The following is a 19280-nucleotide window of genomic DNA, read 5'->3' as shown; positions in this document are numbered from 1 at the left end:
TGTAGGTCTCTCGTGAAAACTCATTCTCCGTCTACAATAGACGAATTAGGACGCAAAATTGTGCAAACTATAAGGTATCAAATGCGCAATTCGATAAGTTTTGGCTTTGGGGAGGCAACAATGGGTGTAAGCAGGAGGACATTCCTTGGAGTGGCATCGGCTGCAACTATGGCAGGTCTTAGCGCCTGCGCCCAGCCCAATTTTTCTTGGTTTATCAATAAGGATGAAGACAAGCAAAACAATCCAAAGACTTCTCAAGGTTCTGTTGCCGCTGAAATTGATCTCAAAGAGTTTGCAGCGCTTGAGCTTGATATGGGTGCATGGAGCTACGACACGACATTTGACTGCTATTACCAGCTTGGCGTGCCTTATTGTTTGCATCCTGCAACTGAAGCTTATGAGTCTCTTGCGATTTTTGTCCCCGGTCCATATTTTGAAGGCAAGAAACGCCTTAATGGGAGCTACGAATGCACACTGCTGCCTGATGCAAAGATTGCCTCTTTTACCGCAGCTACCGCTCCCATTATGATGCCACTCAACTCTGCACGTTTTGAGGCTCAAGCATGCCCGACAGGCTTTTCTTATACCGGTCTTACGCGCTATCTATCGGCAGGTCTTATTTATGTTTATGCTGGTTTCCGGGGCCGTTCAGCAATAGCACAAAGCAATACTTCTGAGCTTATTGCAGGTGGCTCCCCATGGCCTGTAGTCGATCTCAAAGCAGCAATACGTTATTTGCGCTACAACAAAGATCTTTTGCCAGGCAACACAAATCGAATCTTTGCCTTCGGTTTTGGCGGTGGTGGTGGCATTGCCGCTTGCCTTGGCAGCTCGGGTGATTCTTCTGAGTTTGAGCCTTATCTCACACAAATTGGTGCCGCAATGCATGATGGAAAAGAGGGTAAGGCTCTTTCTGATGCCATCCAAGGTGTTGGTGCATGGTGTCCTATCACAGCGCTTGATGCTGCCGACGCATCTTACGAATGGATGATGGGTCAGTTCTCACATGAAGGCGCTCGTGCAGAGGGAAGCTTTGGTCAAGCGCTCTCGACAGATCTTGCCACCGCGTATGGTAAGTATGTCAATAAGCTAGGTCTGCTTGATGAAGAAGGTAAACCGCTCAGTTTGGATGCAGCTGAAGACGGTTCGCTCATCTCGGGTACTTACTACGACTACCTGTTAGGTTTGGTAGAAGCTGCCGCAAGCAAGTTCTTCTCGTCCACAGCATTTCCCTATACCTATACGCCGACAGATCAAAATACTCCGCTTTTTCCGGGTGATCCAACTTTGGCAAAGAATAACTATGCAAGTGTTGCAGCTGCAAGTGATGCAGCGAGCGATGCGAGCTCTAGCAATACAAACGCCAACACTTCCAGTGGCGTAAGAACGGTACAGTCGACGGTCTATGATTCTATCGAGAGCTACGTTGGATCCCTTACTGCTAAAACACGTTGGTTGGTTTATAGTGCTACAGCACAACGGGCAAATGTAACCAATCTCTGGGATTTCGTTGAAGCTTGTCGGCCTGCACAGCATACGGTAGGTGCCTTTGATGCTTGCGACCGCTCCTCGATCATCAATCAGCTCTTTGGTGTAGGTGAAGAAACTTCGCTGCACTTTGACCAAATTATGGCTGAACAAATTGCTGCCCATCAGGATAGCTATAGCAAACTCAAAGACTGGGATGTTAAGTATGCTTTTGATTGGAAAGAAGACCTTAGCAAAACCGATACCTTTGAGCTGGATGTGGCAAGTCGCGTTCAGATGATGAGCCCTCTGCACTTCATTGCGGATAATTCCAAGAGAGATGACAATGTCAAGGCAGCACCTTATTGGCGTATCAACGCAGGTCTCTTCTCGAATATGACTTCCTTTGCTGATGAAGTCAACTTGACACTGGCACTTAAGGCCTATAAGGGCATTAAAGAGGTTGCTTTTATGCCGGTATGGGGGGCAGGATTTGAGCTTGCTGAATGCGAGGGTAATGCTGAAGAAAAGTTTGTTTCTTGGGTAACTCAAATCTATGAAAAAGAGTAAATGCAATAAAATAGCGTAAATTGATGCTTTTTGTAAGGGTTAAACGCAAAAAATATTATTTTTCTGCCTTGGCGTGCTAGTATTGATAGCAATATTAGTAGTTGAGGTGGGGGTTTATACATGTTTGAGGTTGGAGAGTTCATCGTTCATCCCGGTCAAGGTGTCTGCCAGATCAAGGGGATTGTTGATGAGCCAATGAGCTCTTATATGCTGACCCCTGTTGGTCAGCGAAATCCTATGCGTATTAGTTTTCCAATTGCGCGCGAAGATGCTTTGCGGCCTATCTTGAGCCACGATGAGGCTGTCGAGATTATTGATGATTATCCTACGATGGCTCCTGAGTCCCATAAAGAGCGCAGTAATGCCCTTGAAGAACAGTACTTTACCGATGAGATTCGCTATGGGGACTGCCGCGATTCCGTGCGTATTGTTAAGACCTTTCGTCAGCGTATTGAAAATCTCAAGGCAGCTGGCAAAAAACCGCCTGTAGCTTATGAGCGCATTCTAAAAAAGGCCCGCAAACGCTCACTGACTGAGCTTGCAGTTGCTTTGGACAAGACACCAGAGGATGTCACGATGCTTTTTGTGGCTTCTGAAGGAGAAAATCCAGAAGACAACTAACAGTTAAACAGTCTGCCTTACTTTGTAGATGACGCGAGTTAAAAAGGCTGATGCCCTGCGCTAACGTCTTTACTCTAAACAGCTTTTTATAAAAAATAGCCGCAGTCTTGAAGACCTGCGGCTATTTTGTTAGTTAAATGTGTGATTGACTGTCGCGACGGCCCGCTAATCTTGAGTTGCAAAAGCTGAACTATAAATGGCACGCACATCATCCATATTCATTCGTTTGAACGAACCCACGTGATCGCCTTTATGAGTGCGTAGACCTTCTACTAGCTGATCTACATCTGCAGGAACAAAGCCAAACTCATCAAGATAGCGGGGCATGCCAATCGTGCAGAAAAAATCCTGTAGAGCATCAATTGCGGCTAGAGCATCGGTTTGGAGGGAGCCCGTCTGAGCAACACCAAAGACCTCTGCACCTAAACGCGCTACGCGTGCGGGGTTTTGCCGGTAACAATGACGTAGCCAAGCAGGAACAATAACGGCAAGGCCGGCCCCATGGGTAACTTCGGTCTTTAGCGCGGATAAGACATGTTCCAGGCCATGAGATGACCAATCTTCAACGCGGCCATTACCGCATAGGCCGTTATGGGCCAGAGTTGATGCCCACATTAAACTAGCGCGTGCGTCGTAGTTGTTAGGATCGCGTAGTACCACAAGAGCTGCCGAACGGATGGTACGCAGTAGAGAAAAAGCGATACCATCAGTTACTGGTACGTCACCAGATGCAGAAAACGCACGCTCGATGATATGAATCATCATATCGGTGACGCCTGCAAAAGTTTGATACGCAGGTAGGCTAAGCGTGAGCTCAGGGTTCATAAAGGCTGCCTTGCAGCGAATATTGTCACCGTTGATTCCTTTTTTGAGCCCCAGCTCATCGTTAGAAATGACGCAGGAGTTTGAAGCTTCAGAACCTGCAGCAGGAATGGTGAGCACACTTGCTACCGCTAATGCTTTAACTTTGGGCAATGGATTGCCATGAGCAAAGAACTCCCATACATCCCAATCATTAGGGACAGTTATGGCGCAAGCTTTGGCCGTGTCAATCACGGAGCCTCCACCTACGGCGAGTATAAAGTCGACCTGCTCATTACGTGCAAGCTCAACAGCTTGGCGCACGAGATTTACTTCAGGGTTAGGGCGTACACCGCCCAGCTCAACATGAGCAATACCTGCCTCATCAAGTGAGGTTATTACGGTATCGAGCAGGCCAGAACGTAGGACATGACCTTTGCCATACAGTACAAGAGCCTTTTTGTATCCTTCGCCATCTGCCCAACCACCAACTTTTTTCTCAGCATTGTGGCCAAAAACAAACTTTGTGGGCGACATCCACTCAAAATCGTTCATATCGGCTCCTCTCCTGTTGCAATGCAGGTTATAAACGTGCAGCTTGTGCCACATAAAAGCAAAAAGAGTTTCGCTTTAGAAACAGTATAGGTAGCCATATATGAGCAGAACATGGGAGCCGCTAAAATAGGATAGCTTGAACATGATGTACACAGAGCATGCGATATTGCAGCATATTTGAGGAGGATGAGCTATGGCTTCACAGATGGGCGAGCAGACAAACCGTGCGGTGGTGAGCGTTTTGGGTTCAGACCGTCCTGGCATCGTTGCGGCGGTTTCTACAGTTTTAGCGCAAGCAGATGCCAATATCTTAGATATTTCCCAGACCATTCTTCAGGGCATTTTTACCATGACTATGTTGGTGGATTTAAGCGCAGGAGAAAGTGACTTTGCCGATCTTCAGTCTCGTCTAGCCGAGCTCCAAGAGCAGCTCGGTGTGCAGATAATGCTGCAGCGTGAGGATGTCTTTCGTTATATGTATCGGCTGTAGGCGAGGGGACCAGCATGGCCGCAAATGAAGTCGAAAAAAAGAACAACACAGCTATCAATAAAAATCATGGCAAGCAGAGCGACCATGGTATGCCTGCTGATGAGCGTGCTGACAAAGATATGCGCGAGATTTCTCGTCGCCTCAAGCGTGTGAAGCGCATTGAGGCGGATGGTGGTCTTGATACACCGTTGGGTGAGTCAGTGCGTCATCGTCTGACGGAGACAGGAACCTCAGCGTTTGATCATATGCGCGATCCGTATCCCATGCCATCGGAAGTGATGGGTACTACAGGTGTTGCCGATCAGCTGTATCACGGCATGGATAAAGTCAACAAGGTGCCGGCAAAGCTTTATCAGCGCTATGATGTCAAACGTGGCTTGCGCAATTCTGATGGCTCAGGCGTTTTAGTGGGTCTCACCACGATTTCTAATGTGCATGGATACAACAAAGTTGACGGCTGGGTAGTGCCTGATGAAGGGCGTCTGACCCTGCGTGGCTATGATATTGCTGATTTAGTACATGGTGCAACTAATGAAGATCGTTTTGGCTATGAAGAGGTTGCTTACCTGCTACTTTCGGGTTCTCTGCCCTCCGCCGAGGAACTGGATGATTTCAAAGCTCGTATTGGTATGAGGCGTCAGCTACCGGATAGTTTTTTGCGCGGCTTTCCGCGGGCGACTTACAGCCATTCCATCATGAATGTATTGCAGCGTGCAACGCTCATGCTCTATGCCTTTGACCCCATACCTGATGATACCTCGCCTGAACATGAGATTGATGTGGCAGTATCTCTGCTTGGTCGCTGGCCGCGTATGGCAGCGGTTGCCGCCGAGGCGTATCGTGCATCTGAGGAAAACCGCCAGCTACTGGTGCCTCCCGCACGTGAAGATTACTCCATGGCCGAAACGGTCCTTGATATCCTTCGTGGCGATGAGGGCTTTAGCGTTGATGAGGCACGCATGCTTGACGTTATGCTTATGCTACACGCTGAACATGGTGGTGGTAACAACTCGACCTTTACGTGCCGCGTGTTGTCATCGTCGGCAACAGATGCCTATTCTGCCTATGCCAGTGCGCTTGGTTCGCTTAAAGGTCCTAAGCATGGCGGTGCAAACGCGCAGGTTTCGCACATGATTGATAACATTGCCCAAAACGTGAATGATTGGGATGACGAGGACGAGCTGGCATGTTATCTTACACGCATTCTCAAAGGGGAAGCCTTTGATGGTAGCGGCTTGATTTATGGCTTGGGGCATGCGGTTTATTCCAAGACCGATCCTCGTGCTGAAGTGGTGCGTACCTATGCTGAAAAACTTGCTCACAAAAAGGGTGATGATGGGCGACTGGGCCTCATCAAATCCATTGAACGTATGGGGCCTGAACTCATGAAAGAGGTTCGTGGTACAGATAAGGCGATTTGTGCCAACATTGATTTGTATTCAGGTTTTGTCTATTCGATGCTTGGTGTACCCGAGGAGCTCTATACGCCTATTTTTGCGTTGGCACGTCTGGCTGGATGGGCATCACATCGCATGGAAGAAATGTATGGTGCTGCTCGCATTATTCGTCCTGCTTATAACTCCTATATGACTAATCAAGCCTATGTGCCCCTTGCTGAGCGTTAACCTTCTTATCGGTCTTACTCAAGTTCTCGCTGCTGTCCCTCCACATCAGGCTCAATAAGCAGTCGCGCAGCAATTTTTATTTGAGGCTTCTCAAGCCACTTGGTAGCGTTTTGAACGCCTGCATATGAAAGGATTGCTTAACCTTAGCTATGCAGGCGCCAAGACGGCGCGTACGCGATGTACGCATATATCTGTACGTGTTTAGTCGATGTCTTCTTCGCGGCCCAGTTCGCCATCGGCAAGCAGATCATCATCTTCGGCATCTTCGTCAATTACCAGTGGCTGGAAGCTTGCGGTATCGCCACCGATAAGGGTAGTGGCTGCGGCTTGTGTTGCTTCCTCGCGAGCTTTGCGCAGCTCGTCACTAAAGACATCGCTTTCTTCGTCCTCAGCTTTGACTTCAGGGACAGTGACAACTGGCGCAGAAGCTCCGGTATTGCCACGCTTAATGGTGCGCTTGTAAGGCTCGCGGGTAAGCTTGTGTGTGTGCTTTGTTTTGGCAAACAGTGGCACGTATTCGATGATATTGGAAGAGTTTTCTAGGCCATACCAACGGGCGGGGGAGCCGCAGAAACGGCGGATAGCGTACTTTGCCGTCAAGATGCCAGCATTGCCACCCGAGATTTCAGATTCAGGCGAAATTTCCTTGCGCAGCATGCAAAAACGGAAGTCACCAATACTGCTGGCATTACGGTAGATGGAGTAGCGGTGCGGTTGTGGAGCCAGCTGACCAGACCCTACAAGATCAGAGACAATCTGATAAAGATACTGGTTCACACGCTGATTAACGCGAAAGCCCAGACGGAGCTGTACCTTAAAGACAAAATCGGTGCCAAAATTGTTGACCGAGTATGAGAGCGTGCGAGGCTCGTCAGTAACCTTCACGTTAAGGAAGTAGTACGCGCGAGCACGTTTGGGTTGCTTGTTCAAAATTGAGTAGAGAATATCGCGGTCGAGTTTATCGGGACTGGAATCGTTTGTAAGGAACACCAGATTATCTGCTGTAAGAAAATAGCTTTCGTCGTGACTAAGGTCACGGAGCTGGTCGATGTACTTGTTGACGGGCAAATAGACCGTCTGCGTACGTTCGATAGCAGTGCCGCGGCGCCAAACATACATGACAAAGAAAATCGTTGCCGCCATGAGTACCGTGAAGTAGCCGCCGTGTAGGAATTTTGTCAGGCTAGAGACAAAGAACATAGCTTCAAGTGCAATAAAGAAAGCAAGGAATACATAGGCAATTAATGGCTTGTGACGGATGGTATGGAGATAGACAAAAAGCAAAACGGTGGTCATGAGCATAGTTGCCGTAATCGCCAGACCGTATGCGGCTTCCATATGACTGGATGTCCTAAAGAGCAGCACAACAAAGATGCAGCCAACCCAAATGATGGCGTTGACCAAAGGAATGTAGAGCTGACCTTTGGTATTGGAAGGATAAATGATTTTAAGGTGGGGCATCAGATCAAGGTGGATAGCCTCGCTAACGATGGAGAAAGAGCCAGTAATGAGTGCCTGAGAGGCGATAATGGCGGCTAAGGTTGAAAGAATGACGGCAAATATGCGGAGGTTTTCGGGCACCATCTCGAAGAAGGGATTGAGTTGCTCAATGCCATACAAACCAGTATTACCCCTATTTGCCAAAATAAAGGCACCCTGACCAAGATAGTTAAAAATCAAGCAGAGCTTTACAAAAGGCCAACTTGCATAGATGTTTGACTTACCAACGTGGCCCATATCCGAATACAATGCCTCGGCGCCAGTGGTGCAGAGGAAGACATTGCCCAGTACCATGAGACCTGCTGCATTGATATCCGAAAAAAGGAAGATAACACCACGCATAGGATTGAGTGCGCGCAGCACTCCCCAATTTCCTGTAGTAATGATATTCATCAAACCAATGGCTGCTAAAAAGCCAAACCACAAAGTCATGACGGGCCCAAAGGCTTTACCGATGGTAGAGGTGCCTGCGCGTTGAATCATAAAAAGTGCGCAGAGAATGGTAATAGTGATGCCAATAACAATATGTTGATTATCACCAATGATGTTGTAGACCACATCAATAGTTCGTAAGCCCTCGATAGCTGTCGTTACCGTGACGGCAGGAGTGAGGATGCCGTCTGCCAAGAGCGCTGCTCCACCCACCATAGCAGGGAAGAGTAGCCACTTGCTACAGTGTCTCACGAGGCTGTAGAGAGCAAAAATACCGCCTTCATTGTGGTTATCTGCCTTCATGGCAATAAGAACATATTTCACCGTTGTAATTAAGGTAATGGTCCAAATGAGTAGGGATAAAGCGCCTAAAACCACGTCGCTACTCATGGTTTTGAGTCCGCCGTTGCCCTCCATAATTGCCTTCATGGTATACATGGGGCTGGTGCCGATGTCGCCGTAGACCACGCCTAAGGTTACCAATACCATACCCATAGAAAACGGAATACTCGCATTTCCGCGGGCTGCTCTGTGTAAATCACTTTTCTTGCGGGAAAAGTCTTTGACGGATCCCAAAGGAGTCTTTGAAGGCTTCCCGCTTGGCATATTAGCTATGCTCATGACGCTCCAAACAACGTATCTATCTGCGCAGACATCAAACAACATGCTGTATTTATACTATGTGTGATGCGAGTGTTAACGCGCACTGAACCTATAATTTTATCTTTTTGTAGGGATGGGGCAAGTTGAGACCTATAGATGCAGAGAAGAAATGCAGATGGCGGGTCAAGTTTTGCTTGTCTGCTCTATAGTGTTTGTCGACAAGAGATGCGCTTCGGCGCAATTTTAAGGAGGCTCACATGGCAGAAGAAACTGAGGGAAAGCTGGTGGCGACACCTACCGTAACCCCTACAAAAAAGAGTGACTTTTGGATAGCACAGGGTTCGGGGTCTATGCCTGTACCTGAGGCTGCGTCCCAGCGCCTTACCTGGAAGGGTGAGGAAAAGGCCATTGATTATATTGCTACGGCAGGTCATGTCGATGTGCGTGATGATACAGGCCGCCTGACGGCTCAGATGTTTCATCTTGCATATGTTGCAGTTGATGCTGAGGGTAAAGCTGACCCCACACGTCCGGTAACCTTCCTTTTTAACGGTGGCCCTGGTTGCGCATCGGTGCCTATTAACTTTGGCGGTTTTGGTCCTTTGCGTGTAGAGACTTCAGGTACCGACCACCTCGCTTCATCAGCTCTCGTAACTGACAATCCTCATACCTTGCTGAAATACTCCGACCTTGTCTTTTTTGATGCACCAGGCACGGGTTTTTCGCCCGTTGCTGCAGATGCAGAACCCAAGTCCCTCTTTGGCATTGATGGAGATGCTGATGCATTTTGTCGTGCTCTTACTGAGTGGCTCGAGCGCGAGGGTCGCTGGGCGAGCCCACTGTATTTGTTGGGTGAGTCCTATGGTACTGTCCGTAATGCGGTACTGATGCGTCTTTTGGGCGAGCGTGGCGTCAAGTTGACTGGTGTGACCATGCTGTCTGCGATTTGGGACTGGGTACAGACCCTACCTGGCGAAGATTTGTATTACTTGGGTATGCTGCCAACGTTTGCTGCAACAGCACAGTTCTTTGGCCGTGCAGGCAAAGATATTGATGTAGATAGCTGGTTTGACAAGGCAATGAGCTTTTCTGATGAGGTCTATGCCTCCGCTTTGCTTATTGGTGACCGCCTAGGCAAGGAGCGAGAGCGCAAGGTGGCCGAGCAGATGTCCGAGCTTATTGGTCTGTCTGCAGACTACATCGTCTCTCGCCATCTACGTGTATCGCTGGAGGATTTCCGTAGTCATATCTTGGCGGATGAGGGCAAAGTTTGTGGCCGCTTAGATATGCGTTTTGTGTCTGATGCACCAAGCTATCAGCAAATTTCTGACTGGATTGCCGGTGAGGATGCTGCTGACGATGCAGTTAATGCGGTCTGGAACAATGCCTTCCGCGCCTTCTTACGTGATAGCTTGGGCTATCGTAGTCCCGCTCGCTATCTTGACAACAACTACGAGCGTGTTGGCACGAAGTGGGACTGGGAGCACGAGGCTGCGGGAACCGGCGAAAAAGTTGGTGCGCCTAATGTTGCCATCGATATTGCCTGTGCTTTGCGCCGCGATCCCACTATCAAGATGTGTGTGCTTGGTGGTCGCTATGATGCAGCAACTACGTATTGGAATGTTGTCCATGACATCTCTGCACAGTTCCTCTCTGATGAAATCAAGCAGCGCGTAGAATTCCATCGCTATGGCTGTGGCCATATGGCCTACGTTGATGTTCCCACTCTTGAGGCAATGGATGCCGACCTTGCAGCCTTTTACCGTAAGCATTAAAGACGCGTGCTGACTTATGCAATCACGTCGGAGGAAATAATGGAGTTTTTTGCCAGCTGCCCTGCAGGATTTGAGGGCCTTCTTGCTGATGAACTGCGGGCTTTGGGCACACCTCGTGTGCGCCCCCTACATGGGCAGGTTGGTTTTGAAGGCAAGCTGGCAGATGCTTATCGTGTCTGCTTATGGTCGCGCCTTGCCTCCCGCGTGGTTGCAATTTTGGCGCGTGTAGATGCACGTACTGCTGATGAGCTTTACGAGGGTGTATCACAAATTGCGTGGGAGGACGAATTAGTGCGTACCGCAAGTATCTCGGTTGATGCGCATGGCACTAATTCTGAGCTCCGCAATACTCGTTTTACAGCCTTGCGTACCAAGGATGCTATTGCTGACCGTATGGCAGAGATGTGTGGTGTGCGATTGGCCACAGATCCCAGTCAAGCAGATTTGACGGTTATCGTTCGTCTTTCGCGTGAGCGAGCAGTGATAGGTATTGAGCTAGCGGGAGAGCCACTTTTTCATCGCGATGGGCAGAGAAAATCTAGTCTGCGTGAATCTTTGCGTCCCGACTATGCAGCAGCACTTTTGGCAACGGGTGGTTGGTATCGTCTCTGTAGGCACCAAACACCAACTTTGTTGGTACTAGGAGCAGGGGCAGCGGTTCTGCTTGCAGAGGCACAAGCAGAGTGCGATGACAGAGCACCCAATTTGTTACGGCATCATTGGGGCTTTGAGTCGTGGCTGAAACATGATGAAGCCGCGTGGTTTGCTTTGCTTGATGAGGCTGACGAACGCGCGGAGGTGGCTGCCAAGGTCACTACAACAGCAAGCTTTATTGATGTTGGTATAGACGGGCTTGATGCTGCGCAGCTTGGAGTTGCTGATGTTTTGCTTTGCTGTGATCTAAGCAGAGCTGCAGACTTTGCTGAAACCTCGCGAGAGCTGGCACAGGCACGTTCTGCTGTAGCAGCTTTGCCATTGGGTTCAACTCTTTCCGTACTTGGGCGTGACAAAAGCCTTGGTGTTGCTTTGGGCTTAGAGCCCACACGGGAGGAACGCATCTATCTTGGCGCAGATGGAGGAGTGCTTGCTGCTTACGAGCTAAAAGAAGACACGCGTCAAGGTATGTCGCTTGCGCTCAAGAATGGTTCGACTGTGATGGTGGAACTACCCGCAAGTGAGCAATTTGCCCGCCGCTTGGAAAAAACTTGGCGGCTACGTCGCCGTTGGGCACGTCGCGAGGATGTAAGCGCCTATCGCGTATATGATGCTGACCTACCGGATTATGCTGTCGCAATTGAGCGTTTCGAACCTTCTGCGCTCATTGATGAAGCTAAATATGGTGGAACGGGAGGGGGTCCTTGGGCGGTATTGTCTGAGTACGCTGCACCCAAGGAAATTGACCCTGCTTTAGCGCACACCCGACTTTCGGATGCTCTTGCTATCACCGCACCTGTTTTAGGTGTGGCTGCAGGAGATATCTTTGTGCGTCAGCGCTTGCGTGCTCGTGGTGGCTCACAATATGCAAATCGTCAGGTCATACGTGATAGCACAGCAAAGAAGGGAAAGCTTGCTCTTGCTGCTGGTGCACACCTCGTAGATGAGGGTGGACTGACTTTTGAACTCAATTTTTCGGGTGGGCTGGACGTCGGACTTTTCCTAGACACCCGTGATATTCGCGCGCGTATTCGTGAGATGGCCAAGGCAACTGCGGGCTCGAAGCGTTTTTTGAATCTTTTTGCCTATACGGGTAGTGCGAGCTGTTATGCCGCGGACGGCGGTGCCAAATATACGACAACGGTTGACCTTTCCCGTCCCTATCTGGAGTGGGCCGAGCGCAATATGGGGCGCAACGGTTTTGGTGGACCCGAGCATGAATATGTACAAGCAGATGTTTTGAGCTGGGTACATGAGCAACGCCATACACGCAATCGCTGGGATTTGATTTATCTCGGTCCTCCGACTTTCTCCAATTCCTCACGTATGAAAAGCTCTTCGTTTGATATTCAGCGAGACCATGTGGAACTTTTGATTGATGTTTCACGTCTGCTGACGCGGGCGGGTAGCTGTGTATTTTGCTGCAATTTACGAGACTTTGTGCCAGAGCGTGAAAAACTTGCCAAAGCAGGAGTAGAGCTGAGCGATATTACTGACCAAACAATTCCCGAGGACTTTTTGCGCAATAAGCATATTCATCATTGTTATATCGTGCGGCGCTGCCAGCCGAGTGCGGTCTAAGACGTTTGCTCATACACATGCTCTGCTTGAGAAAAGATAATGGATGTGAGCCGTTTGTCCGTCTCGGGTGACCAGCTTGTTCTTTAGCCTCGGTAAATACCACCTTCTGCCGTCTTGCTTGGTTTTCATGCACGCTGTCGGGGTAAACTAAATTAAGTATGCAAGAAGGCCGTGAACAAGTGTCGCGGCTCGACAGAAAGGCTCACTATGGACAAAGAGATTCAGGACAAAGTACAGCTTTGGGCTGAGAATATCACAGAAACTGATCTCAAATCTGAGCTCGAAAACCTGATGGCCCCTGGAAATGAGGAAAAACTCAACGATGCGTTTTATCGTGACCTGGAGTTTGGCACGGCAGGTTTGCGCGGCACGATTGGCGTTGGTACCAATCGTATGAATGTGCATGTTGTAGCTCAAGCTACGCAAGGCGTTGCAGATTATTTGAATGCTCACTACGAAAACCCATCGCTGGCACTTGCTCGTGACTCTCGTCTTAAGGGTGAAGATTTTCAAAAGGTCGCAGCAGGAGTTTTGGCTGCAAATGGCATTCATGTGTATGTTTATCCTCGTATCGAGCCTGTACCGACGCTGTCATTTGCCGTGCGCTACCTGCATACTTCTGCTGGTATCGTGCTGACTGCTTCTCACAATCCCGCCCAGTACAACGGTTACAAAGTCTATGATGACAGCGGCTGCCAGATTGCCAATGAAGCCGCCGATGAGATTTCCGCTTCTATCGCGCGCACGCCCATGTTTGGCGCAGTCAAGATGATGGACTTTGACGAAGCCTTGGCTCAAGGTTTGGTTGAGTGGACGCCTGAGGAAGTGCTCGACAATTTTATCGAGGCTGTCAAAAAGGTCTCTGTTCCTGGTTTTAAGGCTCCCGAGGGTTTCAAGGTAGTCTATACACCGCTTAATGGTACCGGTATGGAGTGCGTCACACGCATCCTCAAGGAGATTGGTGTTGAGGACGTTGCCGTTGTTCCTGAGCAAGCAGAGCCTGACGGACACTTCCCAACTTGCCAGTATCCCAACCCCGAGTTTCGCGAGGCGCTGCAGTTGGGCCTAGATTTGTGCGATAAGGTCAAGCCGAACTTCATGGTGGCGACCGATCCTGATGCCGACCGTATGGGCTGCGCCATCCCTCACGATGGTGGCTATGTGCTGCTTTCTGGCAATGAGATGGGCGTATTGCTGATGGACTGGCTGGCAACCATGGTCAAGGAAAATGGCGAGGATGTTACCCGTAAGGTCGCTGTTTCTACCATCGTTTCTTCTGTCATGGCTGATGCTGTGGCCCGTGATTATGGCTTTGAGTTGCGTCGCGTGCTGACGGGCTTTAAGTATATTGGTGGCCAAATTGACCTGCTTAAAGATGCGGGTGAAGAAGACCGCTACCTCATGGGCTATGAGGAGAGCTATGGTTACCTCGTAGGTACGCATGCTCGTGACAAGGATGCAATCGTGGCCACGATGCTTGCCGTAGAGATGAGTGCCTATTACGCAGCTAAGGGCATGGATCTTTATGAGGCCATGGATGCCCTATATCAGAAGTACGGTTACTATCTCAATGGCACAGTCAATGCCTCCTTCCCAGGTGCTGCAGGTGCTGCGCGCATGGCAGAGATTATGGCTGGTTTGCGCGAGAAGCCTCTGACCGAGATTGCTGGCTACAAGGTTATCGGTATTACTGACTTTGCTACGGGTGCTCAAATGGCTATTGTGAGCGGCCTTCAGAAGGAGCCCAAGCAGACCTTGCCCAAGGCAAACGTTATCGAGTATCGCTTGGAAGACGAAAACAAGGTTATCTTCCGTCCTTCTGGCACCGAGCCCAAAGTCAAGGCATACCTCTTTGCTAAGGGTGCAACACGCGCCGAGGCCGAAGAGGTTGAGGCAAAACTTCGCGCTGCGTGCGAGAAGATCCTCTCGTAGCACGGCGCTTTGTCAATGCAATCGAATTTATAAAGCCCACACCACTGATTGTGGGCTTTATAGAATGCCTGTATGTCTAGTTAAGAGGTGTTGGCGTAGCTCAACGCCTCTTTTGTTGTAGGCTTTTAGGACTAAGTAGAACTTAGGATAGTTATCTGGCTATTTATAATTTTGTCTGTCTATGTTGAGTCGGCTGTTATGTGACAAAAAATGTCAAAAGAGGCAATACTATGAGAAAAATACATATTGTAAATTTGGTGGGATAGAATCAGAAATTACCAATTCTTCCTAGGTTTATTGAGGGGGGGCTTGTATATGGCTGATGCGGGAACTCGGCTGACAAAATTATTGAATGATGAAGCAAATCCTAGCTTTGCCGAGATGGTATCTCTCGTATTGGCCATGAGCCTCCCAGCAATACTCTCTGAAGTCAGCACGACCGTTATGCAATATATTGATGCAGCAATGGTTGGAAGCTTGGGAGCACAGGTTACCGCTTCCGTTGGGCTTGTTCAGTCAACCTCTTGGCTGTTCTTTGGTTGCTGTGCTTGCGCTGCAAACGGATTTTCAATTCAGATAGCGCAGTATTTGGGTGCAAATCAGGATGAGGAAGCGCGAAATATTGTGGGCCAGTCCCTTATTTGCTGTGGGCTGTTTTCCTTGGTTATGACAGCAATTGGTATAGCCTTTTCAGGTCCGCTTCCTGCTCTTCTCGGTGGTACAGGACCCATGCTTGCAGACTCAAGTACTTATTTTTTTTGGATTATAGCTTTTATTCCAGCCTTTATGGTCCAACGACTATCTGCGCTCTTTTTGCAATGTACTGGCGACATGGTAACACCCAGTGTTCTCAATATTCTTGCTTGCTTTTTGGATGTCCTGTTTAATGCCATCTTTATTACAAAAGGTTTGTATCTCCAGATTTTTACATATGAGATTGTACTTCCCGGTTTGGGTTGGGGAGCTCCGGGGGCAGCCATAGGTACAGGGGTTGCCACGTTTATTACTGCAACGATTATGTCGTGGGTGGCTTTGTTTGGGAACGGCCGTCTTTCATTAAAGAAGGGTGTTAATTGGACTCTTAATCCTGCTGTTGTCAAAATTGCAGGAAAGATCAGTGCTCCACTCTTTCTCGAGAGAATTGTGATGAATGGCGCATACATTGCGCAGACTATCGTAATTGCTCCTCTGGGTACCGTAAATGTTGCAGCCAACTCGTTGGCTGTTATTGCGGAAAGTGCTTGTTACATGCCTGGATTTGGTATTGCTCAGGCGGCAACCATTCTTGTTGGACAAGCATTTGGATCAGGCAAGAAAGAACTATCGCAGCGCTTTGCTAATTATTCAACGTTTCTGGGAGCAATCTTTATGGGATTGGCCGGTGTATTGCTTTGGTTTTTTGCACCGATAATTATGCAAGCGCTTACAGTTGATGTCACAGTTCAGCTGCTAGCAACCCGTGTTCTGAGAATAGAAGCTTTTGCAGAACCCCTTTACGGCGTTTCAATGGTTGCCTCAGGAGCATTGCGAGGAGCAGGTGATACCTTGGCTCCAAGTCTCGTAAACCTTGGGTCGATGTGGATCGTAAGGATTACTCTTGCTATCGTAATGGTGCCTCTTATGGGCCTTGTAGGTATGTGGACGGCTATGTGCATAGAACTTAACATCCGAGGCGCAATTCTTTTATTCCGTCTTCTGCGCGGAAAATGGCTTGACCGTGCTTCACTGGCAGCTGCGCACTAAGAATTAAGTCAAAATACCTGTCACCCTGAAAAAATGATACTTACGGCTTTTTACTAGTTGTATTTCCGTATTTAAAGCTTTATATATAATAAATAAGTAAGTATGTAAACTATACCATTAAAGTTTTTAGACGAGTTGTACTTAAGTCTAGAGTCTAGGAGGAGAGCATGAACGGAATCAAAGGCAAGTTCGTAATCGTGACGGGTGCCGCGAGCGGAATCGGCAAAGCAACGACAAAGCGTTTTGTAGATGAGGGTGCTACTGTGGCGATGCTTGACCTCAATGAGGAGGCTATCAAAAAGTCCGCAGCAGATTTGCAACTTCCCGAGGGAAGTTACTACATCCATACTGTCAACGTTACCGATGATGAAGCAGTTGCTGCAGCAATTGCAGATATTAAGAATAAGTTCGGAAAAATCGACGTTCTGTGCAATATTGCAGGTATCGGTGGAACTATTGGTGCAGTTGAGAATCAATCTGTTGCTGAAGCTCGCAAAGTAATTGAAGTAAATCTTCTCGGAACTTATGCCATGATCCATCACGTTCTTCCTATCATGAAAGAGCAGGGAGAGGGTGTTATTCTTAACACCGCATCCGTTGATGGAACAGCATGCTTTGCATATGAGGCACCCTATGCAATGAGCAAGGCTGCAGTCATTCATTTGACTCAATGTCTCGCCAATGAGAATGGCAATAAGATTCGCGTCAATTGCGTCTCTCCTGGATGGGTAAAGACCCCAATGATGGATTCAACTGCTGATGATTTCGGCAACATGGACTATAAGAATGAGTCTGACTTGGTTGACTATGGGCCTCTCGGTCGTGCTGAGGAGCCTTCTGAGCTTGCAGGCATCTTCGCTTTCCTAGCCTCTGACGATGCATTCATTATCAATGGTGCTGACATTCACGCAGACGGCGGAAAATATCTAGGAAAGCAGTAAGCAGTAAATATCGACCATATAGGTAGATATAAATATTGTTCCAATTTGGAGGTTTGAATGCTTAAGTACGATGAACAACATGAGCTCGAAAGTGTTAAAGGAGCTCTTGCAATCCGCGGTGAAGTCGAAAAAGTTGTAGACGAGGTCTGCGAAAAAGGCTATGACCTTATCTGCTATATGGGTATTGGTGGAACCTATGCTTCTGCACTTCAAACAGAATCTCACATTAAAGAGCTAAGTGATCTGCCAATCCTTGTCGAGAATGCTGCACGCTATAACACGCTGGGCAACAAGCGCATCACTGATAAGAGCCTGATTGTTATTTCTTCCGTTTCTGGTAACACAGCTGAGATGGTTACCGTTATGGATAAGCTCAACAAAATTGGAGCAACAAGTATTGGTTTTATTGATGTTGCTGATTCAACATTGGCAAAGCAGGTTAGCTATTGTATTACCTACCCCGAGAATGAGCAGCTCAAGTTCTTTATGGTCGCCGATCGCCTCATGAAGAATGTTGGACAGTTCCCTCAGTATAATGAGTATTATTCTCAGCTTGACGCACATCTCGCCGAAGATCTTGTTTCTGTTGCAAAGGCATCTGATGAATTTGCACAGCGTTTTGCCGAAGAGCATCACGATGACAAGCTACATTATTTTGTTGGTGCAGGTGAGCAGTATGGTTCAACGTATTCATATGCAATGTGCTACTGGGAAGAGCAGCACTGGATTCGCACGAAGTCCATTCATGCCGCTGAGTTCTTCCATGGCATGTTTGAGATAGTTGACCGTGACACAAATGTGACGGTATTTTTGGGCGAGGATGCGGAGCGCCCCCTTTCTGAGCGCGTTGCAAAGTTCCTTCCAAAGGTTTGCTCTCGTTACACCTTCGTTGATTCAAAAGACTATGAGCTCGAGGGAATCTCAGAGAAATATCGTGGTTATTTGAGCCATTTGGTTACTCATCAGGTTACCAACCGAATTGATATTCATATTGAGCGCTTGAATTGTCACCCAATGGAGATCCGTCGTTACTATCGTCAGCTGCAATATTAATAATGCTTGCTTGTTAAGGCTCACTTTTTACTTGGAGAAGGGAAGTGTTTCGCTTGTCTACTATCGGCATGAAAGATGTATCGGTAATGGGCACCTCATACGTCCATTACACGCTTGAGTATTTCCTGGATTCAATGTATGAACTCGGTATTCATGGTATTGACCTGTGGGGTGCTGAGCCTCTCTACTGTCGTCTTGATTATCAGACAAGCAGCGAGGCAGAAAAGCATCTCAAGAAGATTTGTGCAGAGCTTGAGGCTCGAGATCAAAAGGTGACTATCTATACACCAGAGACACTGGGGTATCCCTATAATTTCTCAGATCCCTATGAGTCAATCACCCAAAGAACTATCGAATATTTTAAGTGGGCTTTCGAAGATGCACATGTGCTTAACTGTCCCCGCGTTTTTGTAAATAGCGGCTGTGGCTTGCGCAATATCCCCCGCGAGGAGTCATTTAAACGTTGTGTTGAGCGGCTTCGCACAGTTATGGATATAGCAGAAAAGGAAGATATCATTGTTCCACTTGAGCAGCTGCAGCCCTATGAGTCAAATCTTGTTACGACCATAGCTGACGTGGAACGCATGCTCAACGAGGTCGGCTCACCTAATTTAAGGGTCTGTGTTGACCTGACTGCCATGGAGGTACAGAGCGAGACACTCGAGCAGTATTTTGATACCTTCAACGATAAGATTGAATGGATTCATTATTCGGATAGCCATCATGAAATTGTCGGTAGCGGAGAATATGGTAAAGAAAAACTTGCCGGATTTATTACCACACTTGAGGAGCATGACTTTGAAAACGGTATTGACCTTGAAGTAAATGACTCAATCTACTGGGAAGATCCGCATACAGCACATGCTAAAACCTGCGAGTATTTGCGCAATGAGCTTGGCTTGAAGGATTAAGCGACGTCGAACTTGGATGAAAGGAG

The 19280-nt window shown here is 48.2% G+C and carries 13 protein-coding genes; 11 read left to right on the top strand and 2 right to left on the bottom strand.

Annotation, left to right across the window (positions count from 1 at the left end):
• The first annotated feature begins 120 nt into the window (after window positions 1-120).
• Both BN4314_RS01380 and BN4314_RS01375 read left to right on the top strand, forming a co-directional pair.
• Window positions 121-2037, top strand: coding sequence for a subtype A tannase (locus BN4314_RS01380; protein WP_035097822.1), 1917 nt, complete (start codon window positions 121-123; stop codon window positions 2035-2037).
• A gap of 120 nt (window positions 2038-2157) precedes the next feature.
• Window positions 2158-2658: a CarD family transcriptional regulator gene (locus BN4314_RS01375; protein WP_021735042.1), complete on the top strand. Its 501-nt coding sequence runs from the start codon at window positions 2158-2160 to the stop codon at window positions 2656-2658.
• Between the two features lie 165 nt (window positions 2659-2823).
• On the opposite strand, the gene BN4314_RS01370 is transcribed toward BN4314_RS01375, so the two are convergent.
• On the bottom strand, window positions 2824-4014 hold the full coding sequence (locus BN4314_RS01370) for an iron-containing alcohol dehydrogenase (protein WP_021735099.1): 1191 nt from the start codon (window positions 4012-4014) through the stop codon (window positions 2824-2826).
• A 193-nt stretch (window positions 4015-4207) separates the two neighbouring features.
• On the opposite strand from BN4314_RS01370, the gene BN4314_RS01365 reads away from it, so the two are divergent.
• Together BN4314_RS01365 and BN4314_RS01360 are read left to right on the top strand one after the other, a co-directional pair.
• Window positions 4208-4504, top strand: a complete 297-nt coding sequence (locus tag BN4314_RS01365; protein ID WP_021734971.1) for an ACT domain-containing protein — start codon at window positions 4208-4210, stop codon at window positions 4502-4504.
• Window positions 4505-4518: 14 nt separating this feature from the next.
• Window positions 4519-6129: a citrate synthase gene (locus tag BN4314_RS01360; protein ID WP_232309699.1), complete on the top strand. Its 1611-nt coding sequence runs from the start codon at window positions 4519-4521 to the stop codon at window positions 6127-6129.
• 201 nt (window positions 6130-6330) lie between these two features.
• Here BN4314_RS01360 and BN4314_RS01355 read toward each other — a convergent pair whose 3' ends face one another.
• Window positions 6331-8682, bottom strand: coding sequence for a KUP/HAK/KT family potassium transporter (locus BN4314_RS01355; RefSeq protein ID WP_082911112.1), 2352 nt, complete (start codon window positions 8680-8682; stop codon window positions 6331-6333).
• A 239-nt stretch (window positions 8683-8921) separates the two neighbouring features.
• Here BN4314_RS01355 and BN4314_RS01350 point away from each other — a divergent pair, with 239 nt between their 5' ends.
• The 7 genes from BN4314_RS01350 to BN4314_RS01320 all read left to right on the top strand — a co-directional run bounded on the left by BN4314_RS01350 (window position 8922) and on the right by BN4314_RS01320 (window position 19254).
• A complete protein-coding gene (locus tag BN4314_RS01350) occupies window positions 8922-10439 on the top strand; it encodes a S10 family peptidase (protein WP_021734907.1) in 1518 nt (505 codons plus the stop codon).
• 39 nt (window positions 10440-10478) lie between these two features.
• Window positions 10479-12674 carry a class I SAM-dependent methyltransferase gene (locus BN4314_RS01345; protein ID WP_068539380.1) on the top strand — a complete coding sequence of 732 codons (2196 nt, stop codon included), beginning with the start codon at window positions 10479-10481 and terminating at the stop codon, window positions 12672-12674.
• Window positions 12675-12881: 207 nt separating this feature from the next.
• Entirely contained in the window at window positions 12882-14606 is a 1725-nt protein-coding gene (locus BN4314_RS01340; RefSeq protein ID WP_068539378.1) for a phospho-sugar mutase, read from the top strand.
• A 315-nt stretch (window positions 14607-14921) separates the two neighbouring features.
• The gene (locus BN4314_RS01335; protein WP_068539376.1) at window positions 14922-16349 is read left to right on the top strand and encodes an MATE family efflux transporter; all 1428 of its coding nucleotides are present in this window, start codon (window positions 14922-14924) and stop codon (window positions 16347-16349) included.
• 167 nt (window positions 16350-16516) lie between these two features.
• On the top strand, window positions 16517-17290 hold the full coding sequence (locus tag BN4314_RS01330) for an SDR family NAD(P)-dependent oxidoreductase (RefSeq protein ID WP_068539374.1): 774 nt from the start codon (window positions 16517-16519) through the stop codon (window positions 17288-17290).
• Window positions 17291-17347: 57 nt separating this feature from the next.
• A complete protein-coding gene (locus BN4314_RS01325) occupies window positions 17348-18343 on the top strand; it encodes an SIS domain-containing protein (protein ID WP_068539372.1) in 996 nt (331 codons plus the stop codon).
• Window positions 18344-18411: 68 nt separating this feature from the next.
• On the top strand, window positions 18412-19254 hold the full coding sequence (locus tag BN4314_RS01320) for a sugar phosphate isomerase/epimerase family protein (protein ID WP_232309698.1): 843 nt from the start codon (window positions 18412-18414) through the stop codon (window positions 19252-19254).
• Window positions 19255-19280: the final 26 nt, after the last annotated feature.

Origin of the sequence: Olegusella massiliensis, from assembly GCF_900078545.1 — a bacterium.
GTDB classification, from domain to species: domain Bacteria; phylum Actinomycetota; class Coriobacteriia; order Coriobacteriales; family Atopobiaceae; genus Olegusella; species Olegusella massiliensis.
This window is presented reverse-complemented; position numbering and strand designations above follow the sequence as displayed.